This is a genomic window from Ancylobacter sp. WKF20, assembly GCF_029760895.1.
Lineage (GTDB): Bacteria > Pseudomonadota > Alphaproteobacteria > Rhizobiales > Xanthobacteraceae > Ancylobacter.
The window spans coordinates 3,510,323-3,536,893 of sequence record NZ_CP121679.1 but is presented as its reverse complement, the minus strand read 5'-3'; the positions used below and the strand labels follow the sequence as shown (position 1 = coordinate 3,536,893).

At 68.4% G+C, this 26,571-nt stretch carries 23 protein-coding genes and 1 tRNA gene; 9 read left to right on the top strand and 15 right to left on the bottom strand.

The genetic code is table 11. The annotated features are described in order from the left end of the window. Nucleotides 1–117: 117 nt before the first annotated feature. The 4 genes from cobF to aroA are packed head-to-tail and all read right to left on the bottom strand — an operon-like array spanning nucleotide 118 to nucleotide 3,428. A complete protein-coding gene (cobF, locus tag AncyloWKF20_RS16310) occupies nucleotides 118–915 on the bottom strand; it encodes a precorrin-6A synthase (deacetylating) (protein ID WP_279315040.1) in 798 nt (265 codons plus the stop codon). A gap of 3 nt (nucleotides 916–918) precedes the next feature. Further along, entirely contained in the window at nucleotides 919–1,443 is a 525-nt protein-coding gene (locus tag AncyloWKF20_RS16305; RefSeq protein ID WP_347710380.1) for a carboxymuconolactone decarboxylase family protein, read from the bottom strand. Nucleotides 1,444–1,455: 12 nt separating this feature from the next. Next, the gene (cmk, locus tag AncyloWKF20_RS16300) at nucleotides 1,456–2,082 is read right to left on the bottom strand and encodes a (d)CMP kinase (protein ID WP_279315039.1); all 627 of its coding nucleotides are present in this window, start codon (nucleotides 2,080–2,082) and stop codon (nucleotides 1,456–1,458) included. Beyond that, nucleotides 2,079–3,428 carry a 3-phosphoshikimate 1-carboxyvinyltransferase gene (gene aroA, locus AncyloWKF20_RS16295; RefSeq protein WP_279315038.1) on the bottom strand — a complete coding sequence of 450 codons (1,350 nt, stop codon included), beginning with the start codon at nucleotides 3,426–3,428 and terminating at the stop codon, nucleotides 2,079–2,081. Before aroA ends, cmk begins: the two co-directional genes overlap by 4 nt. Before the next feature lie 186 nt (nucleotides 3,429–3,614). Here aroA and AncyloWKF20_RS16290 point away from each other — a divergent pair, with 186 nt between their 5' ends. From AncyloWKF20_RS16290 to AncyloWKF20_RS16280, 3 genes are all read left to right on the top strand, one after another. Continuing rightward, entirely contained in the window at nucleotides 3,615–4,007 is a 393-nt protein-coding gene (locus AncyloWKF20_RS16290; RefSeq protein WP_279315037.1) for a TIGR02300 family protein, read from the top strand. Between the two features lie 155 nt (nucleotides 4,008–4,162). Then, a tRNA-Ala gene (locus tag AncyloWKF20_RS16285) sits at nucleotides 4,163–4,238 on the top strand. Nucleotides 4,239–4,374: 136 nt separating this feature from the next. After that, nucleotides 4,375–4,791 (top strand): DUF2177 family protein, encoded by a 417-nt coding sequence (locus tag AncyloWKF20_RS16280; protein WP_267584456.1) that lies wholly within the window; start codon nucleotides 4,375–4,377, stop codon nucleotides 4,789–4,791. Between the two features lie 4 nt (nucleotides 4,792–4,795). On the opposite strand, the gene AncyloWKF20_RS16275 is transcribed toward AncyloWKF20_RS16280, so the two are convergent. From AncyloWKF20_RS16275 to AncyloWKF20_RS16265, 3 genes are read right to left on the bottom strand one after another with little or no spacing between them, the layout of a single operon-like run. Beyond that, nucleotides 4,796–5,617, bottom strand: a complete 822-nt coding sequence (locus tag AncyloWKF20_RS16275; RefSeq protein WP_279315036.1) for a DUF1295 domain-containing protein — start codon at nucleotides 5,615–5,617, stop codon at nucleotides 4,796–4,798. A 16-nt stretch (nucleotides 5,618–5,633) separates the two neighbouring features. After that, nucleotides 5,634–6,290, bottom strand: a complete 657-nt coding sequence (locus AncyloWKF20_RS16270) for a ChrR family anti-sigma-E factor (RefSeq protein ID WP_279315035.1) — start codon at nucleotides 6,288–6,290, stop codon at nucleotides 5,634–5,636. After that, complete coding sequence (locus AncyloWKF20_RS16265) at nucleotides 6,287–6,838, bottom strand: sigma-70 family RNA polymerase sigma factor (protein ID WP_279315034.1); 552 nt, start codon at nucleotides 6,836–6,838, stop codon at nucleotides 6,287–6,289. The genes AncyloWKF20_RS16270 and AncyloWKF20_RS16265 overlap by 4 nt, the downstream gene beginning before the upstream one ends. A gap of 276 nt (nucleotides 6,839–7,114) precedes the next feature. On the opposite strand from AncyloWKF20_RS16265, the gene AncyloWKF20_RS16260 reads away from it, so the two are divergent. Genes AncyloWKF20_RS16260 through AncyloWKF20_RS16250 form a run of 3 tightly spaced genes read left to right on the top strand, consistent with a single transcriptional unit; the run spans nucleotide 7,115 to nucleotide 10,531 of the window. Next, nucleotides 7,115–8,419, top strand: a complete 1,305-nt coding sequence (locus AncyloWKF20_RS16260) for an FAD-dependent oxidoreductase (protein ID WP_279318001.1) — start codon at nucleotides 7,115–7,117, stop codon at nucleotides 8,417–8,419. Then, nucleotides 8,416–9,321, top strand: a complete 906-nt coding sequence (locus tag AncyloWKF20_RS16255; protein ID WP_279315033.1) for a DUF1365 family protein — start codon at nucleotides 8,416–8,418, stop codon at nucleotides 9,319–9,321. Before AncyloWKF20_RS16260 ends, AncyloWKF20_RS16255 begins: the two co-directional genes overlap by 4 nt. Next, nucleotides 9,314–10,531 (top strand): cyclopropane-fatty-acyl-phospholipid synthase, encoded by a 1,218-nt coding sequence (locus AncyloWKF20_RS16250; RefSeq protein WP_279318000.1) that lies wholly within the window; start codon nucleotides 9,314–9,316, stop codon nucleotides 10,529–10,531. The genes AncyloWKF20_RS16255 and AncyloWKF20_RS16250 overlap by 8 nt, the downstream gene beginning before the upstream one ends. A gap of 42 nt (nucleotides 10,532–10,573) precedes the next feature. Here the strand turns inward: AncyloWKF20_RS16250 and AncyloWKF20_RS16245 are convergent, their stop codons facing one another. Both AncyloWKF20_RS16245 and AncyloWKF20_RS16240 read right to left on the bottom strand, forming a co-directional pair. Beyond that, a complete protein-coding gene (locus tag AncyloWKF20_RS16245; protein WP_279315032.1) occupies nucleotides 10,574–14,260 on the bottom strand; it encodes an autotransporter domain-containing protein in 3,687 nt (1,228 codons plus the stop codon). Nucleotides 14,261–14,409: 149 nt separating this feature from the next. Next, nucleotides 14,410–14,628, bottom strand: coding sequence for a hypothetical protein (locus AncyloWKF20_RS16240; RefSeq protein ID WP_279315031.1), 219 nt, complete (start codon nucleotides 14,626–14,628; stop codon nucleotides 14,410–14,412). Nucleotides 14,629–14,853: 225 nt separating this feature from the next. Between AncyloWKF20_RS16240 and gnd the strand changes: the two genes are divergently transcribed. Genes gnd through AncyloWKF20_RS16225 form a run of 3 tightly spaced genes read left to right on the top strand, consistent with a single transcriptional unit; the run spans nucleotide 14,854 to nucleotide 18,228 of the window. Continuing rightward, the gene (gnd, locus tag AncyloWKF20_RS16235; protein WP_279315030.1) at nucleotides 14,854–15,834 is read left to right on the top strand and encodes a phosphogluconate dehydrogenase (NAD(+)-dependent, decarboxylating); all 981 of its coding nucleotides are present in this window, start codon (nucleotides 14,854–14,856) and stop codon (nucleotides 15,832–15,834) included. A 13-nt stretch (nucleotides 15,835–15,847) separates the two neighbouring features. After that, nucleotides 15,848–17,389 (top strand): glucose-6-phosphate dehydrogenase, encoded by a 1,542-nt coding sequence (gene zwf / locus AncyloWKF20_RS16230; RefSeq protein ID WP_267584465.1) that lies wholly within the window; start codon nucleotides 15,848–15,850, stop codon nucleotides 17,387–17,389. After that, the gene (locus AncyloWKF20_RS16225) at nucleotides 17,386–18,228 is read left to right on the top strand and encodes a Cof-type HAD-IIB family hydrolase (protein WP_279315029.1); all 843 of its coding nucleotides are present in this window, start codon (nucleotides 17,386–17,388) and stop codon (nucleotides 18,226–18,228) included. The genes zwf and AncyloWKF20_RS16225 overlap by 4 nt, the downstream gene beginning before the upstream one ends. A gap of 69 nt (nucleotides 18,229–18,297) precedes the next feature. On the opposite strand, the gene AncyloWKF20_RS16220 is transcribed toward AncyloWKF20_RS16225, so the two are convergent. The 6 genes from AncyloWKF20_RS16220 to AncyloWKF20_RS16195 all read right to left on the bottom strand — a co-directional run bounded on the left by AncyloWKF20_RS16220 (nucleotide 18,298) and on the right by AncyloWKF20_RS16195 (nucleotide 26,443). Further along, the gene (locus AncyloWKF20_RS16220) at nucleotides 18,298–20,133 is read right to left on the bottom strand and encodes a monovalent cation:proton antiporter-2 (CPA2) family protein (RefSeq protein ID WP_279315028.1); all 1,836 of its coding nucleotides are present in this window, start codon (nucleotides 20,131–20,133) and stop codon (nucleotides 18,298–18,300) included. Between the two features lie 274 nt (nucleotides 20,134–20,407). After that, nucleotides 20,408–20,698, bottom strand: a complete 291-nt coding sequence (locus tag AncyloWKF20_RS16215) for a formate dehydrogenase subunit delta (protein ID WP_279315027.1) — start codon at nucleotides 20,696–20,698, stop codon at nucleotides 20,408–20,410. Continuing rightward, nucleotides 20,688–21,536 carry a formate dehydrogenase accessory sulfurtransferase FdhD gene (fdhD, locus tag AncyloWKF20_RS16210; RefSeq protein ID WP_279315026.1) on the bottom strand — a complete coding sequence of 283 codons (849 nt, stop codon included), beginning with the start codon at nucleotides 21,534–21,536 and terminating at the stop codon, nucleotides 20,688–20,690. The genes AncyloWKF20_RS16215 and fdhD overlap by 11 nt, the downstream gene beginning before the upstream one ends. Before the next feature lie 13 nt (nucleotides 21,537–21,549). Continuing rightward, complete coding sequence (fdhF, locus tag AncyloWKF20_RS16205) at nucleotides 21,550–24,405, bottom strand: formate dehydrogenase subunit alpha (RefSeq protein ID WP_279315025.1); 2,856 nt, start codon at nucleotides 24,403–24,405, stop codon at nucleotides 21,550–21,552. An 11-nt stretch (nucleotides 24,406–24,416) separates the two neighbouring features. Then, on the bottom strand, nucleotides 24,417–25,973 hold the full coding sequence (locus AncyloWKF20_RS16200) for an NADH-quinone oxidoreductase subunit NuoF (protein ID WP_279315024.1): 1,557 nt from the start codon (nucleotides 25,971–25,973) through the stop codon (nucleotides 24,417–24,419). After that, complete coding sequence (locus tag AncyloWKF20_RS16195; RefSeq protein WP_267584472.1) at nucleotides 25,970–26,443, bottom strand: formate dehydrogenase subunit gamma; 474 nt, start codon at nucleotides 26,441–26,443, stop codon at nucleotides 25,970–25,972. The genes AncyloWKF20_RS16200 and AncyloWKF20_RS16195 overlap by 4 nt, the downstream gene beginning before the upstream one ends. Nucleotides 26,444–26,571: the final 128 nt, after the last annotated feature.

Genomic DNA, 26,571 nt, shown 5'->3' with positions numbered 1-26,571 from the left:
AGCGCGGGGAAGGCGCGGCGCCCGTCAACGGCAGCGCGCCAGCCTCACGCCGTCATTCTGCGCCCGAACCCGCCCGGCGCGAAGGTCTGAGGCGCAGCCAGACGTCCCGGAGCCCCGTCAGCCCGCCCGCGCGAGCCAGACATCCATCACCCAGCCGGCCCGCGCCTTCACCTCCGCCCGCGCGGCGCGGATGGCGTCCGCCACCGCCGGCAGCGGGCCGGCAATCAGGCGTTCGTCTTCCGTGCCGAGATTGGCGGCCCAGAACACCGTGCCCGCCCAGCCGCGGGCATGAAGCGCGGCAAGGCCGGTGCCGTCATCCAGCAGCACGGCGAAATCGGCGGTATCGGGCGTCGCCTCCGCCACGCGCCGCCCGGTGGTGACGAGCACCGGCGCGCCGATGCCGTTGAGCGGGATGCGGTGGGCGGCGCAGAGCAGTTGCAGCGCCGTCAGCCCCGGCTCGACCTCCAGCGCAAAGCCCTCATGGCCCTCGGCCGTGAGCAGCGCCGCCGCACTCTCGGCCACGCGCAGGGTGGAATCGTAGAGCATCGGGTCGCCCCAGACGAGCAGCGCCGCCGTCTCCTCCGCCCCCATGTCGCGGATCAGCCCCGCGAACAGCGTCGCGCGCTCGCCATGCCAGGCGGCGACGCTCGCCTGATAGGCGGCGCGGCCCGCCTCTTTCTCCCCCTCGCCCGGTAAAACGGGGCGCACACGGCGCGGGCTCGCCAGCTCGACGAGGCGATGGCCGGGCTTGCCGAAACGGGCGATCAGCGCCGCCCGGCGGGCCACTAAAGGCTGCGCCGCCTCGCCCTTGTCGAGCAGCAGGAACAGGTCGGCGCGGGCCATGGCGTCCGCGGCGCGGAAGGTGAGATGGCCCGCCTCGCCCATGCCGATGCCGATGACGAGCAAGCTGCGCATGGCTCAGGGCGCGGGCGGGGTGTCGGCGGGCGTCGCGTCCGCATCGCGAGCGGCGAAGACGCGCTTGGCGACCATCAGCGCGTTCAGCGCCGCCGGAAAGCCGGCATAGAGCGCCATCTGCATGATCGCCTCCACCACCTCCTCCCGGCTCGCGCCGCAATTCAGCGCCGAGCCGATATGCACCTCAAGCTCGCGCTCGGCATGGCCGAGGCAGACCAGGCCGGCGACGGTGGCGATGAGCCGGGTGCGCAGATCGAGCCCCGGCCGGGCATAGATGTCGCCATAGCCGAACTCGAAAATGTAACCGGCAAAGTCGGGCGCGATGTCGGCGAGGCTCGCCATCACCTGCGCGCCCGAACGCCCGGTGATGGCGGCGAGCAGGATTTCGCCGCGCGCCCGGCGGTCCTGCGGCAGCGCCTCGGGCAGGGGGAGCGAGGCCGGGCGCGGCGCGGTGGACGCATCGGCCCGATTGGACTCATTGGCCTGACTGTTCACCTCATCGAACCGCTTTTCACCCTCATCGGCCATCGCCAAAACCCCTCAGCGCGGCCGGCGCCGTTCCGTGATGGCGAGCGCCGCCGCAAAGCTCGCCGCGACATCGAGCGCGGTGTTGTCGATGATCTCGGCATCCGCGGCGGCGATCAGCGGGGCGCTGGAGCGCGAGCTATCGCGTTGATCGCGCTTGCGAATATCGTCGAGCACGTTGTCCGGCGTCACGTCTTCCCCGCGCCCGACCAGTTCCTTGTAGCGCCGCGCGGCGCGGGCCTCGGGGGTGGCGGTGACGAAAATCTTCACCGCCGCGTCGGGGGCGATCACCGTGCCGATGTCGCGCCCGTCCAGCACCGCCCCGCCCGGCTGATGGGCGAATTCCTGCTGCAAGGTCAAGAGCTTGGCCCGAACTTCCGGGATCGCCGCGACGCGCGAGGCGGCCTCGCCGATCGGCCCGGCGCGCAGCGATTCGGGGTCGAGCGCCGCGAGATCCAGCGCCCCGGCCAGTGCGGCGAGGGCGTCAACATCCTCGAAATCAACGGCTTTTTCCAGCGCCGCGGCGCCGACCGCCCGGTAGAGCAGGCCGGTGTCGAGATGCGGCAGGCCGTAATGCGCGGCAAGGCGCCGGGCGATGGTGCCCTTGCCGGAAGCGGCCGGCCCGTCAATCGCGATGATCACAGCGCCGCCTCGATCACCGCCCCCATGCCGCGCATCAGCGGCAGGAAGCTCGGGAAGGACGTCGCGATGAAGGCAATATCGTCCACATTCAAGGGGTTAGCGGTGGCGAGCCCCATCACCAGGAAGCTCATGGCGATGCGGTGATCCATATGGGTTTCCACCGTGCCGCCGCCGGGAACGCTGTCGCGGCCGGTGACGATGAGGTCGTCGCCCTCGATGCGCCAGGTCGCGCCCGCCTGCTCCAGCCCCGCCGCCACGGCGGCGAGCCGGTCGGATTCCTTCACCCGGAGTTCCGACAGCCCGTTCATCCGCGTCTCGCCGGCGGCAAAGGCGGCGGCGACGGCGAGCACCGGGTACTCGTCGATCATGGAGGGCGCCCGCTCGGCCGGCACGTTGACACCGGTGAGGCGCGAGGCCTTCACCCGGATGTCGGCGACGCTCTCGCCGCCCTCGACGCGCTCGTTCTCGTAACTGATGTCGGCGCCCATCTCCTTGAGCGTGATGAACAATCCGGTACGCAGCGGGTTGGTCATGACGCCCTCGACGACGATCTCCGAGCCCGGCACGAGCAGCGCCGCGACCACCGGGAAGGCGGCGGAGGACGGGTCGGACGGCACATGGATCGGCGCCGGCTTCAGTTCCGGGCGGCCCTTCAGCGTCACCTTGCGGCCATGCGTGCCATAGGACTCGACCGTCACCTCCGCGCCGAAATGGGTGAGCATGCGCTCGGTATGGTCGCGGCTCGCCTCGGCCTCGATCAGCACCGTCTCGCCCGGCGCGCCAAGCCCCGCCAGCAGCACGGCGGACTTGATCTGCGCCGACGCCACCGGGCTCTCATAGGTGATCGGCACCAGTTCACGCGGGCCCTTGAGGGTGAGCGGCAGGCGCCCGCCCTCGGCGGCGTCGATGACCTGAACGCCCATCTTTTCAAGGGGATCGAGGATGCGGCGCATCGGCCGGCGGCGCAGGCTCGCATCGCCATCGAAGGTGGCGGTGATCGGGTTGCCGGCGACCACGCCCATCATCAGCCGCGAGCCGGTGCCGGCATTGCCGAAATCGAGCACGCCGGCGGGCTGGGTGAGGCCGCCGACGCCGACGCCGTTGACCCGCCATTCGCCCTCGCCGAGGCGCTCGACCGTGGCGCCGAGCGCGGCGCAGGCGCGGGCGGTGTTGAGCACGTCCTCGCCTTCCAAGAGGCCGGAGATGCGGGTCTCGCCCACCGCCAGCGTCCCGAAGATCAGCGCCCGGTGCGAGACGGACTTGTCGCCGGGCACGCGGACGCGGCCCGACAGAGCGGGCGAGCGGCGGGCAAGGGCGGGGACGGGCGCGGAGGCGTGGCTGCTCATGGAAGGGCCTTTCTGGCGGCGCGGCGGGCGGGCGGCCGGCACCGCCGCGTCCCCCTCTCGAATGCGCGCCCCTCCTAGCACGAGGGCGTCATCGGCGTCACGGCCGGCAAATGCGTGCTTGACTCCACAAGTTCCGCGGTTCAATGGGAGCACCCCTTCAATCACCACCTTCCGAGGTTCTGAACCGTGGTGAAAGCTGAACTTGGCACCAAGCGCATCTGTCCGGTCACCGGGCGGAAGTTCTACGACCTGAACAAGGATCCGGTGATCTCGCCCTATACCGGGCAGATCGTTCCGATCACGGCCCCCGTCACCCGTGGCGGGAGCCGGGCCGAACCCGTGCGCGCCACCGAGGAAGCCGAGGTCGAGGATACGGCCGAGGTCGAACTCGTGTCGCTCGAGGACGCCGACGAAGAAGCCACCGGCACCGCTAAGGTGGTGGCGACGGATGACGACATCGATATCGACGACGAGGTCGAGACCGATGACGACGACACCTTCCTCGAAGAAGACGAGGACGGCGATGATGACGTGACCGATCTGATCGGCGACGGCATCGAGGACGACGAGGAAAGCTGAAACCCTGGGGATGGTGCAAAACTCTCCGATAAGGGTCTTGCAGTCTCATCCTCCATGTGGTTTACGACCATCCCGCCCCGGCCACTTGCCGGAGCGGCCGCCGGGTAAGAACCCAAGCGCCTGTTTCGGCAGCGCGCAGCCCGGCAACCCCCGGTGGGGCCATAGCTCAGTTGGGAGAGCGCTTGAATGGCATTCAAGAGGTCGGCGGTTCGATTCCGCCTGGCTCCACCAAATCTCCCCGATCCCGCGTGATCGACCCCGACATCCCCATAGTTCCTGACGCGCTTGCAACCGTTGGCACGGGCCCGCGTTGATCCGTCGCGCCGGGCGGGCCGTATCTCCGGTCTGTCACCCGCGGGGAAACGCCATGGCGATTTACGTCCTCTCCTATCTCGCCACCGGGCTCGCGTTTCTCGCGCTTGATTCGGTCTGGCTCGGCACCATGGCGACGCGGATCTACCGGCCGCTGATGGGCGATCTGGCGCAGGACGGGTTCAGTCTCGCCCCGGCCGCCATCTTCTACCTGATGTACATTGTCGGCATCGTGATCTTCGCCATCCATCCCGCCATCGTGTCGGGCAAATGGACGACGGCGCTGGTCTATGGCCTGCTGTTCGGGCTGATGGCCTATGGCACCTATGACCTGACCAACCAGGCGACGCTGAAGAACTGGCCGACCGCCCTCACCGTCATCGACATGAGCTGGGGCACTTTCGCCACCGGCGTCTCCGCCACGCTCGGCTTTCTCGCGGCGCGCGGCCTCGGGCGCTGGATGGGGCTCTAAGGCTCTAGCGGCCCCGACCGGGCTTCTTCGGCGGGCCGGGCCAAAAGCTGTTGACGCGGGCCATATAGGCGCGGAAGGCGTCGCCGCGCGAGCGCAGCATATGCGCCTCGGTCGGCGGAATGCCGGAGGCATGGACCAGCAACCAGTACATCAGCGCCGGCCCGGCCAATGCCGCATAGCCGACGAGATAATCGCCGCCGGTGTCGATGGCGAAGAGCGGGTAGGCGACCCACGCCATCCATTCGAAGAAATAGTTCGGATGACGGCTCACGCCCCACAGACCGACGTCGCAGACCTTGCCGCGATTGGAGGGATTGGCCCGGAAGGCCGCGAGCTGGCGGTCGGCCAGCCCCTCGCCGGCCACCGCGACGACGATGACGAGCAGCCCCAGAATGTCCCACACGCTGCCGAAGGGCATGGGCGCATGCGCCGCCGCCATCACCGCGCCGGCGAGGATGAGACCGCAAACCGCCTGAATCTGCAGAAAAAGAAACAGCCGGCTCGGCGCCGACGGCCCCCATTCGCGCACCAGTTCCGCATAGCGGGGATCGTCGCCGCCCTTCAGCGTGCGGGCGAGGATATGCGAGCCGAGCCGCAGCGACCACAGGCCGGCGGCGGCGGCCACCACGATCTGCCGCAGCGTGGGTGATTCGGGGGTGAGCGGCAGAAGCGCCAGCGTCACGGCTGTCAGCCCGACCGCGAAGGACCAGACCGTATCGACCCAGCCATGGCTGCCGGTGCGCCGCGCAAGCACCCAGGCGAGCGTCATGGCCAGCGCCATGACGCCGAGGGCCGCGAGCAGAAGGAGTGCGAGGGTGCCGGCCATCAGGGTCGGCTCCCGGTCAGATGCGCGCGATGGAGGTCAGCAGGCGGCCAAACATGCCGCCAATGCGCATCTCGCCTTCCATGGCGGTAAGGCAGATGCATTCGCCATCAGGATCGACCACGGGCTGGTGGTCGATCTCCGCATCCATCTCGCTGAGGTCGCCCGGCCGGTATTGGCCGAAGCCGTCGGAGAAGGAGCCGGTGATGATCTGGGTGAATTCCAGCCCGGTATGGCCGTGCTCGGGCAGCTTCCGGCCGGGCCCGACGCGCAGCAAGGTGAGCCGCGCGGAGCGGTCATAAGGCAAGGTGAGCGAGCTTGCCCGCACCCCCGGACCGAGCCATCGCCATCGGCCCATCTCGCACCCGCGCAGGGGCGCGGGCAGCGGGATGCCACCGGGCAGGGTCGGCGCCGGCTTGCGCGGCGGAGTTGGGCGGCGCGGGGCCTGCGGCGCGTCGATCTGCGCGAGAAGGCGGGCGAGCGCCTCCGGCTCCATCGGCTCGGGCGTCACCTGCTCCAAGAGGGCGCCGCCCATGGCCTCGAAGGTGCCGACGCGCGCCTGGCAGGCCGGGCAGCTGGCAAGATGGGTGGCGATCACGAGGCTCGGCGCGGTCGGCAGGCGGCCGGCGGCGTAGCGCAGCAGGGTTTCGTCGCTGGGATGATGCTGGATGCTCAAAGCTGACCCTCCAGCATGGCGCGCAGCTTGCCGAGGGCAAGGCGCACGCGCGACTTGACCGTGCCGAGCGGCAGGCCGAGTTCGCTGGCGATTTCCGAGTGGGGTTTTTCGTTGAAGAAGGAGAGGCGGACGATCGTCGCCTGTTCGGGAGAGAGGCTCTTCATGGCAATGCGCAGGCGTTCCTCGCGCTCGGTCCGTATCAGGAAGGTTTCGCCATTCTGGACGTCGTCGACCGTCTCTTCCGGCTCCACATCGGGAGCGGAGGTGGTCCGGTCGCGCCGCAGATAGTCGATCCGCAGGTTACGGGCGATGGTGAAGATCCACGTCGCTGCCCCGGCGCGTTGCGGATCGAAATAGGTGGCCTTGCGCCAGACCGAAAGCATGGCCTCCTGCGCCAGTTCCTCCGCCACGGCATTGGGGAGGCCCGAGCGCAGCAGAAAGGCTTTCAGCCGCGGCGCGAAATGCTTGTAGAGCAAGGCGAACGCCTGTTTGTCGCGGTCAGACGCGATCTGGGCGATCAGCCGGTCGAATTCTTCCCCATTCGGCATGGCGCCGCTCAAGGCAACATCCGTCACAATGGGACTCCGCAACCCAGTACGGCTTCCCGAACGTCTCGACCGATGGATGGCTGGCTCTGCATTCATGCCCCTCATACGCCGCCGGTTCGGTGGCGGATCACCTTTTACCTCGGTGATCTATCGTCAACACGGTAGCGTATAGCGGAAACAACTTCGATCCTATCGCTTGCCTCGTCTGGGAGATCGCCGGTGACTTTGCGTATCGAGCCTGCATCGCTTTCTCCCGCGCCGCCGCGTCGACTGGATGTGGCCGTGGTGGGCAGCGGCGTCTCCGGGCTCTCCGCCGCCTGGCTGCTGTCGCAGGCCCATAATGTGACGCTCTATGAGGCCGAACCGCGGCTGGGCGGCCATGCCCATACCCGCGATGCCGCGGGGCTCGCGGTCGATACCGGCTTCATCGTCTACAACACCCCGACCTATCCCAACCTCACCGCGCTGTTCGAGCATCTGGGCGTCGGCACGCAGGCGACCGACATGTCCTTTGCCGTCTCGCTCGATGGCGGCCGGCTGGAATATTCCGGCGCCAACCTGCCGGGCCTGTTCGCGCAGCGGCGCAATCTGGTCCGCCCGCGCCACTGGGCCATGCTGCGCGACCTGCTGCGCTTCTACCGCGAGGCGCCGCGCGACGCGGAGAGCTTCGAGGGCAGCCTTGCCGACTATCTCGACGCAAATGGCTACAGCCTCGCCTTCCGCGAGGACCATCTCTACCCGATGGCCGCCGCCATCTGGTCGACGCCGGCCGGCGAGGTCGGGCGCTATCCCTTCACCGCCTTCACCCGCTTCTGCGCGAATCACGGACTGTTGAAGCTCACCGGCCGGCCGATCTGGCGCACGGTGCGCGGCGGCAGCCGGGAATATGTGAAGCGGCTGCACGGCGCCATGCGCGGCGAGGCGGTCACCCGCACCCCCGTCGTGGCGGTGCGGCGCGACGCCCGCGGGGTCGAGGTGATCGACGCGGACGGCCATCACCGCCGCTTCGACGAGGTGGTGCTCGCCTGCCACGCCGACCAGGCGCTGCGCCTCATCGAGGCGCCGACCGCGCGCGAGCGGGACGTGCTGGGCGCCTTCAGCTATTCGGTGAACGAGACCGTGCTGCATTCCGACCCGAGCCTCATGCCGGTGCGCCGGCGCGCCTGGGCGGCGTGGAACTATCTGGCGCAGCAGGACCGGCCGGGGGCGCTCTCCGTCACCTACTGGATGAACAAGCTGCAGAATCTCCCCGGTTCGACGCCGCTCTTCGTCACCCTCAACCCGCTGACGGACCCGCATCCCGAGACCGTCCACTACACCCAGAGCTACCGCCACCCGCTGTTCGATGGCCGCGCCATGGCCGCCCAGAAGCGGCTCTGGTCGCTGCAGGGCGAGGGCGGGGTGTGGTTCTGCGGCGCCTATTTCGGCGCGGGCTTCCATGAGGACGGGCTGCAGGCCGGCCTTGCCGTCGCCGAGGCGCTGGGCGGCGTGCGCCGGCCGTGGAATGTCGCGCAGGAGAGCGGGCGCATCCATGTCGGTCCCGTGCCCTTCCGCCAGTTCGGCGGCGGGGTGGCGGCATGAGCTGCGGCGACCAAGCCGGCGCGGCCCGCGAGTTGGCCGCGCCCGAAGGTCTGTCACGCGGCTCCGCGCTTTACGCCGGCGCGGTGATCCATGCCCGGCTGCGCCCGCGCAAGCACCGGCTGCGCTACCGGCTGTTCTCGCTGCTGGTCGATCTCGACGAACTGCCGGCGCTCGATAAGCGGCTGCGACTGTTCGCGCATAACCGCTTCAACCTGTTCAGCCTGCACGACGCCGATTACGGGCGCGGCGACGGCACGCCGCTCAAGGCCTATGCCGAAGAGGTGATGCGCCAGGCCGGCCTCGCCCCCGATGGCGGGGCGATCCGCCTGCTGACCATGCCGCGCCTGTTCGGCTACGCCTTCAACCCGCTCAGCATCTATTTCTGCCACCGGGCGGACGGCACGCTCGCCGCCCTGCTCTATGAGGTGAACAACACCTTCGGCCAGCGCCACAGCTATTTCATCCCGGTGGCGCCCGGCGAGGGCACCGGCGGCATGGTCCGGCAGAGCGCGGCGAAGTGCTTCTATGTCTCGCCCTTCATGGATATGGGGCTCGACTACGCCTTCCGCGTCGAGCCGCCGGGCGAGGCCTTCACGGTTGCCATCACCGCCCATGACCACGAGGGCCCGGTCCTCGTCGCCGCCCACCGCGCGCATCGCCGCCCGCTCACCGATGGCACGCTGGCACGGGCACTCTTTTCCTATCCGCTGCTTACGCTCAAAGTGATGGCCGGTATTCACTGGGAGGCGTTATTCATCTGGGCCAAGGGGATAGGCTTGCGGCGCCGCCCGCCGCCACCGGCGGACGCGGTCTCGCTCCCCGCCGTCCCACTCCCAGGCCCGCTTGCCACCGTCCCCCTTCCGTCCACTCCGCAGACCCCGAGGATCGTGCATGCTGACTGAAAGCGACCACGTTACGGCCACCGCCGAACCGGCGCGCAGCGATTCGTTCATCGGCCGTCTGGTGGTCGCGCGCCTGCTCGCCACCGTGACGCTGGGCCGGCTGCACGTGGTGCTTCCCGGCGGCCAGCGCCTGAGCGGGCGCGGCGCCGAGGCGGGCCCCGAGGCGACGCTGGTGCTGCACCGCTGGCGCGCCATACGCCGCCTGCTCGCCGGCGGCGATATCGGCTTCTCCGACGCCTATATTGACGGCGACTGGACCAGCCCGGACCTCGCCGCCCTGATCGAGCTCGCCGCGCTCAACCAGGCGCAGATGACCCGCACCATCGCCGCCATGCTGCCGCTGCGGCTGTGGAACCGGCTGAGCCATGCGCTGAACGCCAATTCCAAGCGCGGAAGCCGCCGCAACATCGCGTTCCATTACGACCTCGGCAATGATTTCTACCGGCTCTGGCTCGACCCCTCCATGACCTATTCCTCGGCGCTGTTCGAGGACCGCACCCAATCGCTGGAGGCCGCGCAGCAGGCCAAGATCGCCCGCATCCTCGATCTGCTGGAGCTTGAGGCGGGCGACAGCGTGCTGGAAATCGGCTGCGGCTGGGGCGGCCTTGCGGGCGCCATGGGCGACGCCGGCGCGCGCGTCACCGGGCTTACCCTGTCGCGCGAGCAGTTGGCCCATGCCGAGCAGCTCATGGTCGAGCGCGGCCTGTCCGATCAGGTGGATCTGCGCCTTCAGGACTACCGCGACGCCGATGGTCGCTATGACCGCATCGTCTCCATCGAGATGATGGAGGCGGTCGGCGAGACCTACTGGCCGGTCTATTTCGGCGCGCTGCGCGAGCGGCTGAAGGAAGGCGGCATCGCCGTGCTTCAGGTCATCACCATCGCCGAGGACAAGTTCGACTCCTACCGTCGCGACCCGGACTTCATCCAGCGCCACATCTTCCCCGGCGGGATGCTGCCGACCAAGAGCGCCATTGACGGGCTGGCGGCGGATGCCGGGCTGACGCTGGAGCGGGCCGACCATTTCGGCATGGGCTATGCGCTGACGCTGGCGGAGTGGCGCCGGCGCTTCCACGCGTCCTGGCCGGACGTGCAGCGCCTCGGCTTCAGCGAATCGTTTCGCCGGCTGTGGGACTATTACCTCGCCTATTGCGAGGGCGGCTTCCGGGCCGGCGTCATCGACGTCGGCCTCTACAAGCTGCGCGGCTGATACCCGCCCGGCCGGCCCCGATGGGACCGGGCGGCGCGAGGGTCAGAAGCGGATGTTCAGCGAGCCCTTGAAGGTGTTGTCGCTGGCATCCGAAGCGAACTGGCCGCCATAGCTCACGCCCGCCCGCACCGTGTCCGACAGCGCGACATCAAGGCCGAGGCCGACCAGCGCGGTGTTCTGGGCGATCGGCAGGCCCGACACCTGGAAGGCGGCGCTGCCCGAGGCGAAGGCGAGGGTCGCCGTCGGATCCACATCACCGAAGGCATATTGCCAGCCGAGGCTGAGATAGGGCCGCGCCTTCACCCCACCCTTCAGCTCCACCTCGGTCGCAGCGCGAATGCCCAGCGTCGAGTAGAACACGTTCTCATCGGCCGCCGAGCCGGTCAGCGCCGCCGTGGAGCCGGTCTCGGTGAAGTCGTCCGAGGTGAGGCTCACATAGGCAAGGCCGGCAAAGGGCTCGACATAGGCGCCCGTGCCCGTGCTCGGCAGGCCGGGCAGCGCCTGCGCCACCGGCACGCGCCAGCTCAGCTCGCCGAAGAGCTGGGCGGTGGCGGCGTCGTAGCTGGAGGACGCCGCCCCGGCATAGCCGGGGAAGGCGATGCTCCGGCTCATCGACACGTCGTGCCAGGTGTAGGAGGCGCCGAGCAGCACGCCGAGCGCGCCATAGCGCGCGCCGCCATACAGGCCGAGATCGTAATTGTCGCTGTCGGCCGAGGAGCCGCGATCATCCACGTCGATGGTCGAGCGGCTGTAGCCGGTCAGCACGCCGAACCGCCAGCTGTCGCCGAGCGGGATGTCGGCGCCGGCGAAGAAGCCGCCCACAGTGCTGTCGGCGCTCGCGGCGTTGCCATTGCTGGAATTGTTGCCCCAGGCGCCATAGCCCTGCGCCCACAGCACCGCGCCCGAGCCGGGCGTCAGCGCCGCGGTCTGCGGGCCGCTCGCCGCCGCGTCCTCGGCGAAGCCCTGGCGCACGCGCCCGCCCACCGCCTCGCGCAGATAGCTCGACTGCTGGGCGAAGATGGTCGTCACCGTCGCATAGGCCTCACCCGACAGGGCGTCGAAGGCGATGGGAGCGTTGGTGGTCGAGATCGACAGCACCGCGTCATAGACCGGGTTGCCGAGGCCGAGGGTTTCCACGCCCGCGCCGGTCGCCTGCTGGTTCGCCGTCTGGCCGACGCTGGCGAAGCTGATGTCGTTGCGCGCCAGCGTCAGATAGACGTTGCTGGCGTCATAGCCGAGGATCGGCGTGAGGAAGGCGAAATTGCTGCTCACCGTGTCGAAGGTGCCGGTGAGCCCGCCGCCCGCCGTGAGGATGGTGTAGGTCGCGAGCGGCGTGACATAGCCGGCCTCCGCCACCACCTGCACCGTGCCGCCGCTCAGCGTCGCCGTGCCGGTCGCGAGGATCAGATCGTGCGTGCCGTCGGCGGCGATGTCGACGACATAGGTCGAGCCGCCGCCGAAATCGACATTGCCGGCGACGGTGAGCGTGCCCGGCGAATAGCCCGGCGCGACGCTGCCGCCATTGCCCACCGAGAGGCCGGCAATGGTGCCCTCGCCGCTCAGCACGCCACCGCCGGTGACGGTGAAGGTGGAGCTGGAGGTCGAGCCTTCCGTCAGCACGAGGTCAGCGCCGGCCACGTCGATCGGCCCGGTATAGCCGGAGGCGCCGATGAAGTTCACCGTGCCGGAGAGAATGGTGACGGAGCCGCTGCCGGTGATGGTGCCGGGGAAGTCGTAGGTGCCGGTGCGGTTGAACACGAGCGCGGCATTATTGACGATGTCGCCGGCAATCGAACCGGTCGCGCCGCCATTGCCGATCTGCAGCGTGCCGGCATTGATGGTGACGACGCCGGAGAAGGTGTTCTCGCCGGTCAGGGTCAGCGTGTTCGCCCCGTCCTTCACCAGCGAGCCGGTGCCGGAAATGACATTGGCGAAGACGAGATCGTCCGACCGGTTGATGGTGAGCGTGGCGCCACTGGCGATCGACACATTGGCAGCGATGGTTCCTGACGTGCCGCCATTGCCGACCTGCAGCGTGCCGGCCGAGACGGTGACCGTGCCGGTCAGCGTCGGGCTCTCGCCGGTGAGCACCCAGGTGCCGGTGCCGGACTTTTCAAGATTACCGAAGCCGCGATAGGCGCCGGTGTCATTGACGCTGTCGAGGTTGAACGTGCCCGAGGCGCTGCCGGTCAGCTCCAGCGTGTTGCCGCTGCTCGCATTGGTGACGATGCCGGTCACCGTCGCGGTGTCGGCGAGCACGAAGCGGTTGCTGCCCGTGCCCATGCTGACCGCGATGTCGCTGGCGGTCGCGGCGGCGATGGTGCCGCTGTTGATGACCGTGCTGTTGCCATTGCCGGTCTCAACCGCTGTCGTGCCGGAGGTCTCGATGGTCCCGCTATTGTCCAGCCGGTTGGTGGTGGCATCGAGCGACACGGCAAGGTCGGTCGCGGTGATTTGGCCGCTATTGGTAACGTCGATGTCGCCCTGCGTGGTCGGCACCGTGGCCGAGCTGCCGCCGGTGGCGAAGCCGCTATTGGCGACGATGCCATATTTGCCGGTGAGCTGGCCGGCATTGGTGATCGTGATGTCGCCGACCGGCGTTTCGGCGAGGATGGCGGCGTCGCGAACGGCACTGACGATGCCGGTGGCCTCGTTGGTGATCTCGATATCGCCCGACGTGTAGGCCGTGCCGCGCAGGCCATTGAAGCCGGAGAGGGTTTCGGTCAGCGCGATATGAGCCGCGTCGAGCGTCGGGTCGCCATAGGCCGTCACCGTGCCACTATTGGTGACGGTGACCTTGCCGATCTCCGTCATCGCATAGACGGCATTGTCATTTTGGGATGTTGCGGTGCCAGAATTGGTGATGGTGGTATCGCCATTGTTCGACCAGGCCACCAGCGCCTGCCGAAGCGTCGAGGTGACAGTGCCCTCATTGGTCAGCTCCGCCAGCCCGTAATAGTCGATGACGCGGATACCGGCGGTGTAGGCGGTGACGACGCCGCTCTCGGTGTTGGTGACGGACACCGTCTCCCGCTGGCCGTCGGTCGGGCCGCGGTAATTGCCGTCGGCATAGATGCCCCAGGCATTGTTGGAGGTGACCGCGCCGCTATTGGTTATCGTCACCGGCCCGAAATTGGTCACGCCGCTGATCGCGGCAACCAGGTCTCCGTCGTTCGTCGCCGTGTAGGTGATCGTGCCGGCATTGTCGATGGTGACCGACCCGCCATAATCATTGCGCACCCAGATGGTGCCGAAACCGTCTTCCGCGGTCGCCACGACGTTGCTGCCGATGTTGACCGTGGCGTTGACCGTGACGGCTATGACGTGAGCGTCGTGATCGGTGCCGAACTGCATGATCAGCGCGCTGTAGTCCGGGTTGTCCAGCACCGTCGTGCCGGTCAGCGTGACGGTCTGGTTGTAGATCCCCAGCGTGAGCGGCGACGGATAGATGACGGAGACCGTGACGAGACTGTCGACGGTCAGCGAGCCGGTGCCGGGCGTCATGTCGACGCTGGCATAAGTGCCGTCGCAGCCGGTCAGCATCGTCGTTCCGGTGACCGTGCAGGCACTGGGCATGGGTGCCGCCTGCGCAGCGCCACCGCCCATGAGCATCGGGATCAGCGCGGCACCCGCCAGCAGCCCCTGGCGCAAGCGGGCCGACGCCGCGCGCGCAAAAACATCCCCACGCCGCACATCGATGCGCGCGCCATTCCCCGCCTTTACCGTCATGCCCTGCCCCGTTGCCGCACGCCGGCCCTTGATGGGTTTCCTGGCGCTCGCGGCAACTCTATCGAGCAGCCAACAGGTGGGAAAGGTAAAATGTGACCTAAAATCACATGGGATAGGCGGGTCTTATGCCGATCACCCGCGCGCGCGGCCTAGCGCCGCTGCTTCAGCACGCGCCGGTAATCCTGCGTCAGCGCCTCGATTTCCTGCGCGCTGAAGGGCCAGCTGCCCTCCATGATGCCCTGGCGGATCTCGTTGGCGAGCACCGGCCAGAACCGGTCGACCAGCGCCGGCAGCTCCGCGTCGCTGACGCCGCGGGCGCGCAGATCGAGGGCGCAGATGGCACGGGCGGTTTCTTCGGTCTTGTGCATGTCGCTCAATAGCGCAGACGCCGCGGCGCGAACGTCCACTACTGGACAGTAAGCCCCCCGTTTCTGAGGCTGCGCGCGCTCGGGCGTCCACGATATGTTCAGCCAAGCGCGCAGGGGCGACATTTCAATTGTCGCACGGGCGGCTTAGGGTGCGCTCGGCCGGCAATGCCGGCGTCAGCAGCGGTGCCGGCATGGCCGGCAATGTCAACAGTCGGAGGCAGGTCTATGCAGCTCGGTATCGTCGGTCTTGGCCGCATGGGTGGGAACATCGCGCGCCGTCTCACCAAGGCTGGCCATTCCTGCGTCGTGTGGGATCGCAACAGCGCCGCGGTCGAGGGCCTCGCGAGCGAGGGCAGCACCGGCGCGACCAGCCTCGCCGATGTCGTCGCCAAGCTCGATGCCCCGCGCGCGGTGTGGGTCATGCTGCCGGCGGGCGGCCCGACGGAGAGCACCATCAACGAGCTCGCCGGGCTGCTGAGCGCCGGCGACGTCATCATCGACGGCGGCAACAGCTTCTACAAGGACGACATCCGCCGCGCCGCCAGCCTGCGCGAGAGCGGCATCGTCTATATCGATGTCGGCACCTCCGGCGGCGTCTGGGGCCTCGAGCGCGGCTATTGCATGATGATCGGCGGCGAGAAGGAAGCGGTCGACCGGCTCGACCCGATCTTCGCCGCCCTCGCCCCGGGTCTCGGCGACATTCCCCGCACCCCCGGCCGCGAGGCGCGCGACCCCCGCGTCGAGCAGGGCTACATCCACACCGGCCCGGCCGGCTCCGGCCATTTCGTCAAGATGATCCATAACGGCATCGAGTACGGGCTGATGCAGGCCTATGCCGAGGGATTCGACATCCTCAAGAACAAGGCCTCGGCCGAGCTGCCCGAGCACGAGCGCTTCACGCTGGACATGGCCGACATCGCCGAGGTCTGGCGCCGTGGCTCGGTCGTCTCCTCCTGGCTGCTCGACCTCACCGCCATCGCGCTGACCAGCGACGAGAAGCTGACGGATTATTCCGGCGCGGTCGCCGATTCCGGCGAGGGCCGCTGGACGGTGGAAGCCGCCGTCGAGGAGGCGGTCTCGGCCGAGGTGCTCACCGCCGCGCTGTTCGCCCGCTTCCGCTCGCGCCAGGACCACACCTTTGGCGAGAAGCTGCTGTCGGCCATGCGCTTCCAGTTCGGCGGCCACTCCGAATTCAAGTCCAAGTGACCGCGTGACAGCCATGGGAAGCGAGACCGTCGTTCTCGGCCAGAAGGTTCTCGCGCCCGATGCGGCGCCGGCACCGGCCTCCACCTTCTTCATCTTCGGCGCCTCGGGTGACCTCACCAAGCGCCTGCTGCTGCCCTCGCTCTACAACCTCGCCAATGAGGGCGTGCTCGCCGACGACTTCGCCATCATCGGCGTCGATCATGTCGAGCGCAGCGAGGAGGAGTACCGCGCCTTCCTCACCGAGGAGATCGCCAAGCTGCCGGGCTCCTGCGACACCAGCGGCGAGACCTGGCGCTGGCTGATGAACCGCATCGGCTACATGGCCGGCGATTTCGAGGATCCCGCCACCTATGGGCGCATCCGCGAGCGGCTGGACGGGCGCGCCCAGCTCACCTGCAACGCGGTGTTCTATCTGGCGGTGGCCCCGCGCTTCTTCGCCACCATTGCCGAGCAGCTCGGCGCGGCCGGCCTTTTGAAGGAGGAGCGCGGCTTCCGCCATATCGTGGTGGAAAAGCCCTTCGGCACCGACCTGCCCTCGGCCCGCGCGCTCAACCGGCGGCTGCTGTCCATCGCCAATGAGCGGCAGATCTACCGGATCGACCATTTCCTCGGCAAGGAAACGGTCCAGAACATGATGGCGCTGCGCTTCGGCAACGGCATCTTCGAGCCCATCTGGACCAAGGAATATATCGACCACGTGCAGATCACCGCCGCCGAGACGGTGACGGTGGAGCAGCGCGGCGGCTTCTACGACACCACCGGCGCGCTGCGCGATATGGTGCCGAATCACATGTTCCAGCTCCTCGCCATGACCGCCATGGAGCCGCCGAACTCGTTCGACGCCGACGCGGTGCGCACCGAGAAGACCAAGGTGATCGAGGCCATCCGCCACATGCGCCCGAGCGAGGCGATCGGCGCGGCGGTGCGCGGCCAGTACCGCGCCGGCTTCGTCAACGGCCAGCCGGTGAAGGATTATCGCGCCGAGAAGGATGTCGACCCGGACAGCCGGACGGAGACCTATCTGGCGCTGAAATGCTTCGTCGATTCCTGGCGCTGGAACGGCGTGCCGTTCTATGTGCGCACCGGCAAGGCGCTGGCCAAGCGCCGCACCGAGATCGCCATCCAGTTCAAGCGCGCGCCGGGCGTGCTGTTCAGCCATCTGCCGACCGCGCTGAAGCCGAACATGATGGTGATCCATGTGCAGCCGGACGAGGGCGTGTCGCTGCGCTTCGCCGCCAAGGTGCCCGGCCGCAAGGTGCGGCTTTCCGACGTGCAGATGGATTTCAAATACACCGACTACTTCAAGGCGGCGCCCAGCACCGGCTATGAGACGCTGATCTATGACTGCCTGTGCGGCGATCCCACGCTGTTCCAGCGTGCCGACACCATCGAGGCCGGCTGGGAAGCTGTGGAGCCGATCCTCGAAGCGGTAGCCGGCGGCGAGAACGACGTGCAGTTTTATGCCGCCGGCAGCGACGGCCCGGCCATGTCGGACGTGATGCTGGCGCAGGATGGCTTCCAGTGGCTGCCGCTCGAAAGGGACCGCGCGCGATGACCGATTTACGTGCCGACAAGCGGCCTCTGCCCTCGCGCATCCGCCTCATGGTGTCGGATGTCGACGGCACGCTGGTGAACCGCGCCAAGGAGGTCACCCCCGCCACGGTGGAGGCGGTGCGCCGCCTGCGCGCGGCCGGCGTCGCCTTCGCCGCCGTCTCCGCCCGCCCGCCGCGCGGCATGCGGCTCTTGAACGAGGCCCTCGGCCTCGACATTTTCGGCGGCTTCAATGGCGGCACCATCCTGCGCGGCGATTACAGCCTGGTCGAGGAGACGCTGATCGACCCGGCCGCCGTGCAGAAGGGCCTCGACATGATGGTGCCGCGCGGCGCCTCGGTCTGGGTGTTCGCCGACAATGAGTGGTATCTCACCGACCCCGACAATCCTTATGTCGCCGGCGAGACCCGCACCGTCGCCTTCCCGCCGACGCTGGTGAGCGACTTTGGCGACCATGTCACGCGGGCCGGCAAGATCGTGTTCTCCTCGACCGATTTCGAGATGCTGGCGGCGAGCGAGCCCGAGCTGCAGGCGCTGGTTGGCGCCGGCGCCACGGCCCGCCGCTCGCAGGCGAAATATCTCGACCTCACCCCGCCCGGCACCGACAAGGGCTATGCCGTGCGCGCCTTCGCCCGGCATTACGGGGTGGCGGTGGAGGAGGTTGCGGTGATCGGCGACATGGCCAATGACCTGCCGATGTTCGGCACCGCCGGCCTTGCCATCGCCATGGGCAATGGCGCGCCGGAGGTGAAGGCGCAGGCCGACCTCGTGACCCTCACCAATGAGGAAGACGGCGTCGCTCACGCCATCGAGCAGTTCGTGCTGCCGCGCGCGGCGGGCTGAGAGCGGCGCGCGCCGGCGGGCGCTTGGGCACAGGGGGGCGCTTGCTGGGGCGCCCGCCGCGCATCGCCATCAGCCGGAAAACTCGGTCTCGTGCTTGAGCACGTCCTCGGCCTCGGAGTTGAGCGGCTGGGCAAGGCGCTCGGGCGCGACCAGCGGCTCCGGCTCGACCCCGATATGGCCGTCGGCGGTGACCATCAGGCGCTGGCGCAGCAGCCGCTCCTGATCGCGCTGGCGCACATCCACCACCGTCGCCTGCGCCGTCTCGGCGTCGATGCCGCTCGCCCTCAGCGTCGCCTCGCCAAAGGCGAGCGCGGATTCAAAGGTCTCGCGCATCTCGAAATCCACGCCCTTGTCGCGCAGCGAAATGGCGTGGGTGCGGTCATAGGCGCGCACATGCAGGCGCACCGCCGGCACATTGGCCTGCAGAATGTCGACGATGCGGTCGGCGATCTCGCGCCGGTCGACGCAGATCGCCACCACCCGCGCCCGCTCGACGCCCGCCGCCCGCAGAACGTCGAGCCGCGTGCCGTCGCCATAATAGATGCGGAAGCCGAAGCGGCCGGCGCTCTGGATCATCTCGACATCATTGTCGATGATGGTGACCTCAAGTCCCTGCGCCAGCAGGCATTGCGAGGCGATCTGGCCGAAGCGGCCGAAGCCGACCACCAGCACCGAGCCGTGCGCCTCGCTGAAATCCGCCTCCGGCGGCTCGTCATGGCGCTGGCGCGCTTCGATGCGCTGGGCGAGGCGCTCGCCGATCATCGCCACGGGCGGGCCGAGCAGCATGGTCATGGCGGCGCAGGCGGCGAGCATGTCGCCCTGCCGGGCGGTGATGAGCCCGAGCCCGAGCGCCAGCGGGAACAGCACGAAGGAGAACTCGCCCGCCGGGGTGAGCAGCGTCGCCGAGCGCACCGCGTCGGCCTCGGAGCCCTCGGAGACGCGGAACACCGTCCAGACCGACACCGCCTTCACCAGCGTGACCAGCAGCGTGCCGATGATCAGCAGCGGGGCATTGGCGAGAACCACGTCGAGATTCATCGACATGCCCACGCCCATGAAGAACAGCGCCACCAGCAGTCCGCGAAAGGCGTCGACATTGGCCTCCAGCTCATGGCGGAAGCTCGATTCGGAGAGCATGACGCCGGCGAGGAAGGCGCCCATCGCCATGGACATGCCGACCGAGGCCATCAGCGCGCCCGCGCCGAGCACGACCAGCAGCGCCGCCGCCGTCATCACCTCGCGCGCGCCGGAGCGGGCGAGGATGCGGAACAGCGGGGTGAGCAGATAGCGCCCGGTGCCGATGACGATGGCGATCGCCGCGATCACCACCAGCACATGGCCGACCGACTGGGTGAAGCTCTGCGCCTCATGGTCGCCGGGGGTGAGCAGCGGCATGAAGGCGATGAGCGGCACCACCGCCATATCCTGGAACAGCAGCACCGCGAAGGTGCGCTGGCCATAGGGCTGGGCGAGGCCGCCCTTGTCCTCCAGCAATTGCAGCGCGATCGTCGTCGCCGAGAGCGCGAGCGAGAGGCCGGCGACCACCGCGGCCCGCCAGTCAAAGCCGTCGCCGCCGAAGCGGGTGAGGAAGGCGATGGCGATGCCGGTGAAGACGAGCTGCGCCGCGCCGACGCCGAAGATCGCCTTGCGCATGGCGAGCAGCCGGCTGACCTGCAGTTCCAGCCCGATGACGAAGAGCAGCAGCACCACGCCGACTTCGGCCACGGTGAGGATCCGCTCGGGGTCGTGGAAGGCGCCGAGGCCCGAGGGGCCGATGGCGACGCCGGCGATCAGGTAACCGACGATGGGCGACAGGCCGAGGCGCTTGGCGATCGGCACGGCGACGACGGCGGTGGCGAGAAAGATCAGCGCCCCGATCAGAAAACCCTGGCCTTCACCGTGCATCCAAGCCGCTCCCGCCGCGCCGCCCCACCCAACGGACCAGCCATGCCGCCGCCGGATGGCAGAAGCATGGTGCTTTCGGAAGGCTTCACCTCAATCGCGCGCCCTTCATGGGAGCATCTTTCGCGCGGCAGGGAAATCCCGGCGCCAACATCCCGGCGCCAGCGGCGGGCGAAGCCGATAGCGGCCGGCAGCGCGACGGTCGCCGGTTACCGATACGACAACGCCCGGCACGGGGCCGGGCGCTGGATTCGGGGATCTATATAGGAGGCGCGACTCAGTGATGGGCGTGCGCGGTCGGACCGGGGACGTCCTGCGTCGGGTGCGCGGCCGGAATCGTGTCGCGGCTCACCGGCGGCAGCGTCTTCAGCGCCTCGAACACCAGCGGGGAGAGCCCCTCGCCACCCGCCGCCAGATGGTCTTCCATCCGGGCGCGCATGCGCGGGTCCCAGAAATCCTTGATGTGCTTGGCGATGCCGGGCACCGCCCGGTCGTGCTTCTGCACCTCGAAGAACTTGCCGATCTGGTTCGCCATGTAGACGAGACGTTCCATCGTATTAGCCGACATGGGCGATACGCTCCTGTTCTGCCCCGCCGACCGCGATGCGATGGGGGTGGGTAAACACTTCAAATCCGTCGTCGCGGGCGATTGCCGCGAGCGTGATGCCGGCCTTCTCCGCCGTGCGCACGGCGAGCGCGGTCGGGGCGGAGACCGCCACCAGCACGCCCGCCCCGAGCCTGGCGGTCTTCTGCACCATCTCGATCGACACGCGGCTGGTCAGCAGCACGATGCCCGCGCTGGCGTCACGCCCCTGCCGGACCAGATGGCCGACCAGCTTGTCGAGCGCGTTGTGGCGCCCGACATCCTCGCGCACCGCGACCAGCCCGTCCTCCGGCTGCCAGAAGGCCGCCGCATGAACCGCCCGCGTCTGCCGGTTCAGCACCTGCGCCGGCGGCAGCGCCGCGATGGCGCGGGAAATCTCCTTCGCCGTGAACCGCCGATCCGCGGTCACCAGGCGCGCCGGCCTCACCGCCAGTTCGAGGCTCTCCACGCCGCACAGGCCGCAGCCGGTGGGGCCGGCAATCTGCCGGCGGCGCGCCACCATCTGGCGCGCCCGCTCGTCGTTGAGCCAGAGGCGCACCTCGATGCCAACCGCGCCATCGGCCTCGTCGAATTCCAGCGTCTCGATGGAATCGACATCACCGAGGTCGTCGATGACGCCCTCGGTGAGGCTGAAGCCGTAGCCGAAATCCTCGATGTCGGCCGGCGTCGCCATCATCACGGCATAGGTGGAGCCGTTATGGACGATGGCGACCGGGGTCTCCTCCGGTATCGCGCGTTCCCCTTCCTGCGCCCCCTGGGGGCCGCAGGCGAGGCGGGAAACGCGCAGGACCGGCGGGATCATGACCGGATCCCGCTCACTCCGCCGCGACGGCGATGCGGCGGCTCTGGCGGGCGAAGGCGTCGTAATCCTCCTGCCACTCGGACGGCCCGTTCGAGCGCGAGATCTGCACGGCGGTGACCTTGAACTCGGGGCAGTTGGTCGCCCAGTCCGAGAAGTCCGTGGTCACGACGTTGGCCTGCGTCGTCGGGTGGTGGAAGGTGGTGTAGACGACGCCCGGCGCCACGCGGTCGGTGATCTCCGCGCGCAGCGTGGTGCCACCGGCACGGCTGTCGATGCGGACCCAGTCGCCCTGGCGCACGCCGCGCTGCTCGGCATCGTGCGGGTGGATTTCCAGCACGTCTTCCGGGTGCCACGCCACGTTCTCCGTGCGGCGGGTCTGCGCGCCGACATTGTAGTGGCTGAGGATGCGGCCCGTGGTGAGCAGCAGCGGGAAGCGGGCGCCGGTGCGCTCGTCGGTCGGCACATATTCGGTGACGACGAACTTGCCCTTGCCGCGCGCGAACCCGTTGATGTGCATGATCGGCATGCCCTCGGGGTTGGCGTCGTTGCACGGCCACTGGACCGAGCCCATCTCGTCGAGGCGCTTGAAGGAGACACCGGCGAAGGTCGGGGTCAGCGCGGCGATCTCGTCCATGATCTGCGAGGGATGGGTGTAGTTCCAGTCAAGGCCGATGGCCTTGGCCAGCATCTGCGTCACTTCCCAGTCGCCATAGCCATTCTTCGGCGCCATCACCTTGCGCACGAGCTGGATGCGGCGCTCGGCATTGGTGAAGGTGCCGTCCTTCTCGAGGAAGGTGCAGCCCGGCAGGAAGACATGGGCGTAGTTGGCGGTCTCGTTCAGGAACAGGTCCTGCACGATCACCAGCTCCATGGCCGCGAGGCCCGAGGCGACGTGGTGGGTGTCCGGGTCGGACTGGAGGATGTCCTCGCCCTGGATGTAGATCGCCTTGAAGGTGCCGTCGACGGCGGCGTCCAGCATGTTCGGGATGCGCAGGCCCGGCTCGGCGTCGAGCGGACGGCCCCACATCGCCTCGAAGGTGGCGCGGGTCGCGTCGTCGGAGATGTGGCGGTAGCCCGGCAGCTCATGCGGGAACGAGCCCATGTCGCACGAGCCCTGCACGTTGTTCTGGCCGCGCAGCGGGTTCACGCCGACGCCGCGACGGCCGATATTGCCGGTCGCCATGGCGAGGTTCGCGATGGCCATGACGGTGGTCGAGCCCTGCGAGTGCTCGGTGACGCCGAGGCCGTAATAGATCGCCGCATTGCCGCCGGTGGCGTAGAGCCGGGCCGCGCCGCGGATCAGCTCGGCCGGAACGCCGGAGAGCTTCTCGACTTCCTCGGGCGAGTGGCGCTTGTCGGCGACGAACTCGGCCCAATCCTGGAATTCCTCCCAGTCGCAGAACTGGCGGACATATTCCTCGTTCACCAGGCCCTCGGTCACCACGACATGGGCGAGCGAGGTGACGACGGCGACGTTGGTGCCCGGCTGCAGCGGCAGGTGGAAGTCGGCGGTGATGTGGGGCGAGCGCACCAGGTCGATGCGGCGCGGATCGACGACGATCAGCTTGGCACCCTGGCGCAGGCGCTTCTTCATGCGCGAGCCGAACACCGGGTGGCCGTCGGTCGGGTTGGCGCCGATCACGAGGATGACGTCGGAATCCTCGACCGAGTCGAAGTCCTGCGTGCCTGCCGAGGTGCCGAACGCCTGATTCAGGCCATAGCCGGTCGGCGAGTGGCAGACGCGGGCGCAGGTGTCGACATTGTTGGTGCCGAAGCCGGCGCGGATGATCTTCTGGACGAGATAGGCTTCCTCATTGGTGCAGCGCGAGGAGGTGATGCCGCCGACCGACTTGCGGCCATAGGCGTCCTGGATGCGCTTCAGCTCGGAGGCGGTGTGGGAGATCGCCTCTTCCCACGAGACTTCACGCCACGGGTCGGTGACCTTGGCGCGGATCATCGGCTTCAGGATGCGGTCCTGATGGGTCGCGTAACCCCAGGCGAAGCGGCCCTTGACGCAGCTATGGCCGCGATTGGCCTTGCCGTCCTTCCAGGGCACCATGCGGACCACTTCCTGGCCGCGCATTTCCGCCTTGAAGGTGCAGCCGACGCCGCAATAGGCGCAGGTCGTCACCACCGAATGCTCGGGCGTGCCGATATCGATCAGGCGCTTCTCGGAGAGGGTGGCGGTCGGGCAGGCCTGCACGCAGGCGCCGCAGGACACGCACTCGGAGGTGAGGAACGCTTCCGACTGGCCGGGCGACACGCGGCTGTCGAAGCCACGGCCGGAAATGGTCAGCGCGAAGGTGCCCTGAACTTCCTCGCAGGCGCGCACGCAGCGATTGCAGACGATGCACTTGGCCGGGTCATAGGTGAAGTACGGGTTCGACTCGTCCTTCGGCATGACGAGCTCGGAGGTGGGGGCGAAGTGGTTCTTGCCCTCCATGCCGTAGCGCACCTCGCGCAGGCCGACCGCGCCGGCCATGTCCTGCAGCTCGCAGTCGCCATTGGCGGCGCAGGTCAGGCAGTCCAGCGGGTGGTCGGAGATGTACAGCTCCATCACGCCCTTGCGCAGCTGCGCGAGGCGCGGGGTCTGGGTGTGGACCTTGATGCCCGGCGCCACCGGCGTGGTGCAGGAGGCCGGGGTGCCGTTGCGGCCCTCGATCTCGATCAGGCAGAGGCGGCAGGAGCCGAAGGCCTCCAGCGAGTCGGTGGCGCAGAGCTTGGGGATCTGCGTCCCCATTTCCATCGCCGCGCGCATGATGGAGGTGCCTTCCGGCACCGTCACTTCCATCCCGTCAATGGTCAGCGTGACCATCTTGTCGGTCTTGGGGGCGGGCGTACCGTAGTCGATCTCATGGACGAGTGACATGTGCAGCGTCCTCATTCAGCGGCTTCGAGGCGGCGCGGGGCGCCAAATTCCTCGGGGAAATGGGTCATCGCGCTCAGCACCGGATACGGGGTAAACCCGCCAAGGGCGCAAAGCGATCCAAGCTTCATGGTCTGGCAGAGATCGGTGAGCGTCGCGAGGTTGGCCTCGACGCGCTCGCCGGCAATGATGCGGTCCATCAGTTCGACGCCGCGCGTCGAGCCGATGCGGCAGGGGGTGCACTTGCCGCAGCTCTCCACGGAGCAGAACTCCATGGCGAAGCGCGCCATCTTCTTCATGTCGGCATCCTCGTCGAACACGACGATGCCGCCATGGCCGATCAGCGCGTCCTTCGCGGCGAAGGCCTCGTAATCGAAGGGCAGGTCGAACTGCCAGGTCGGCACATAGGCGCCGAGCGGGCCACCGACCTGCGCCGCCTTGACCGGCTTGCCGGTCGCGGTGCCGCCGCCGATGTCGTTGATCAGCTCGCCGAGCGGAATGCCGAAGGCGGTCTCGAACAGGCCGCCATACTTGATGTTGCCGGCGATCTGGATCGGCATCGTGCCGCGCGAGCGGCCCATGCCGAAATTGGCGTAGAACTCGCCGCCATCGGCCAGGATATGCGGCACGGCGGTCAGCGAGAGCACGTTGTTGATGACGGTCGGCTTCTGGAACAGGCCCTTATGCGCCGGCAGCGGGGGCTTGGCGCGCACCGTGCCGCGCTTGCCTTCCAGGCTGTCGAGCAGCGCCGTCTCCTCGCCGCACACATAGGCGCCGGCGCCCATGCGCACTTCCATGTCGAAGCTGTACTGCGAGCCGGCGATGTTCACGCCGAGCATGCCATGGGCGCGGGCGGCGGCGATCGCCTTCTCCATCGCCCAGATGGCGTGGGGATATTCCGAGCGGGTGTAGACATAGCCCTTGGTGGCGCCCACCGCGATGCCGGCGATTGTCATGCCCTCGATCAGCTCGAAGGGGTCGCCTTCCATGATCATGCGGTCGGCGAAGGTGCCGGAATCGCCCTCGTCGGCGTTGCAGACGATGTACTTGCGGTCGGCCTTGGCGTCCGCCACGGTCTTCCACTTGATGGCGGTCGGAAAGCCCGCGCCGCCGCGCCCGCGCAGGCCCGACTTCTTGACTTCCTCGATGATCTCCACCGGGCCGAGGGCCAGAGCGCGCTCGAGGCCCTTATAGCCGCCATGGGCGCGGTAATCGCTGTAGGAGGCCGGGTCGATGATGCCGCAGCGCGCGAAGGTGAGGCGCGTCTGCTTGGCCATGAAGGGGTGCTCTTCCGGCTTGCCGATGCGCAGCGCATGCGCGCCGCCTTCCTGGAAGCCGGCGGCGAACAGGCTCTCGACATCCTCGGCGCCGACCGGGCCGTAGCCGATGCGGCCTTCCGGGGTCACCACCTCGACCAGCGGCTCCAGCCACAGCATGCCGCGCGAGCCATTGCGGATTATCTCGACCGGCTGGCGGCGGGCGAGCGCCGCGGCCTGGATGGCCTCGACCACCTCGTCGGCGCCGCAGGCGATGGCGCAGGCGTCCTTGGGAACGTAGATGCGAAGGGTCACGACTGCGCCTCCAGGATCAGGGCATCGAGCCGGCGCTCGTTCAGCCGCGCGACGATCTTGCCGTCCAGCATGGCCGAGGGAGCCGTGGCGCACAGGCCGAGGCAATAGATGGGCTCGACGGTGACGCGGCCATCGGCCGTGGTCTCGCCGAGCTTGCAGCCGAGCTTGTGCTCGGCATGGGCGGTGAGCGCGTCGCCGCCGGCGGCCTGGCACGCCTCGGCGCGGCAGATCTTCAGCACGTGGCGACCGGCCGGCTCATGGCGGAAATCATGGTAGAACGTCACGACGCCGTGCACTTCGGCGCGCGAGACGTTGAGCTTCTCGGCGAGCATGGGCACGATGGCGTCCGGCACATGGCCAAACGTCTCCTGCACCGCATGAAGCATGGGCATGAGGGGACCTTCGAGGTGCGAGAACTCCTCGATCACCGTGCGGGCGCGCTCCTCGCTCCAGGGTTCGTAATGCGGCATCTTCTCCCGGGCCTTCTTTTAGAATTTTCCAAACAGACATTCCTATGTCGTTGAAACGAAATCAATTCGGGTGTTCCGTGCCTTGATAGAATTTTTCTATCACTAAGGCACGATCACACGCCGCACCC

What these genes read in the sequence shown, in the direction of transcription:
- cobF (WP_279315040.1), bottom strand. Translation starts at nt 915, where the DNA reads ATGCGCAGCTTGCTCGTCATCGGCATCGGCATGGGCGAGGCGGGCCAT.
- AncyloWKF20_RS16305 (WP_347710380.1), bottom strand. Translation starts at nt 1,443, where the DNA reads ATGGCCGATGAGGGTGAAAAGCGGTTCGATGAGGTGAACAGTCAGGCC.
- aroA (WP_279315038.1), bottom strand. Translation starts at nt 3,428, where the DNA reads ATGAGCAGCCACGCCTCCGCGCCCGTCCCCGCCCTTGCCCGCCGCTCG.
- AncyloWKF20_RS16280 (WP_267584456.1), top strand. Translation starts at nt 4,375, where the DNA reads ATGGCGATTTACGTCCTCTCCTATCTCGCCACCGGGCTCGCGTTTCTC.
- AncyloWKF20_RS16275 (WP_279315036.1), bottom strand. Translation starts at nt 5,617, where the DNA reads ATGGCCGGCACCCTCGCACTCCTTCTGCTCGCGGCCCTCGGCGTCATG.
- AncyloWKF20_RS16265 (WP_279315034.1), bottom strand. Translation starts at nt 6,838, where the DNA reads ATGCCGAATGGGGAAGAATTCGACCGGCTGATCGCCCAGATCGCGTCT.
- AncyloWKF20_RS16255 (WP_279315033.1), top strand. Translation starts at nt 8,416, where the DNA reads ATGAGCTGCGGCGACCAAGCCGGCGCGGCCCGCGAGTTGGCCGCGCCC.
- AncyloWKF20_RS16245 (WP_279315032.1), bottom strand. Translation starts at nt 14,260, where the DNA reads ATGACGGTAAAGGCGGGGAATGGCGCGCGCATCGATGTGCGGCGTGGG.
- AncyloWKF20_RS16240 (WP_279315031.1), bottom strand. Translation starts at nt 14,628, where the DNA reads ATGCACAAGACCGAAGAAACCGCCCGTGCCATCTGCGCCCTCGATCTG.
- gnd (WP_279315030.1), top strand. Translation starts at nt 14,854, where the DNA reads ATGCAGCTCGGTATCGTCGGTCTTGGCCGCATGGGTGGGAACATCGCG.
- zwf (WP_267584465.1), top strand. Translation starts at nt 15,848, where the DNA reads ATGGGAAGCGAGACCGTCGTTCTCGGCCAGAAGGTTCTCGCGCCCGAT.
- AncyloWKF20_RS16225 (WP_279315029.1), top strand. Translation starts at nt 17,386, where the DNA reads ATGACCGATTTACGTGCCGACAAGCGGCCTCTGCCCTCGCGCATCCGC.
- AncyloWKF20_RS16220 (WP_279315028.1), bottom strand. Translation starts at nt 20,133, where the DNA reads ATGCACGGTGAAGGCCAGGGTTTTCTGATCGGGGCGCTGATCTTTCTC.
- AncyloWKF20_RS16215 (WP_279315027.1), bottom strand. Translation starts at nt 20,698, where the DNA reads ATGTCGGCTAATACGATGGAACGTCTCGTCTACATGGCGAACCAGATC.
- fdhD (WP_279315026.1), bottom strand. Translation starts at nt 21,536, where the DNA reads ATGATCCCGCCGGTCCTGCGCGTTTCCCGCCTCGCCTGCGGCCCCCAG.
- fdhF (WP_279315025.1), bottom strand. Translation starts at nt 24,405, where the DNA reads ATGTCACTCGTCCATGAGATCGACTACGGTACGCCCGCCCCCAAGACC.
- AncyloWKF20_RS16195 (WP_267584472.1), bottom strand. Translation starts at nt 26,443, where the DNA reads ATGCCGCATTACGAACCCTGGAGCGAGGAGCGCGCCCGCACGGTGATC.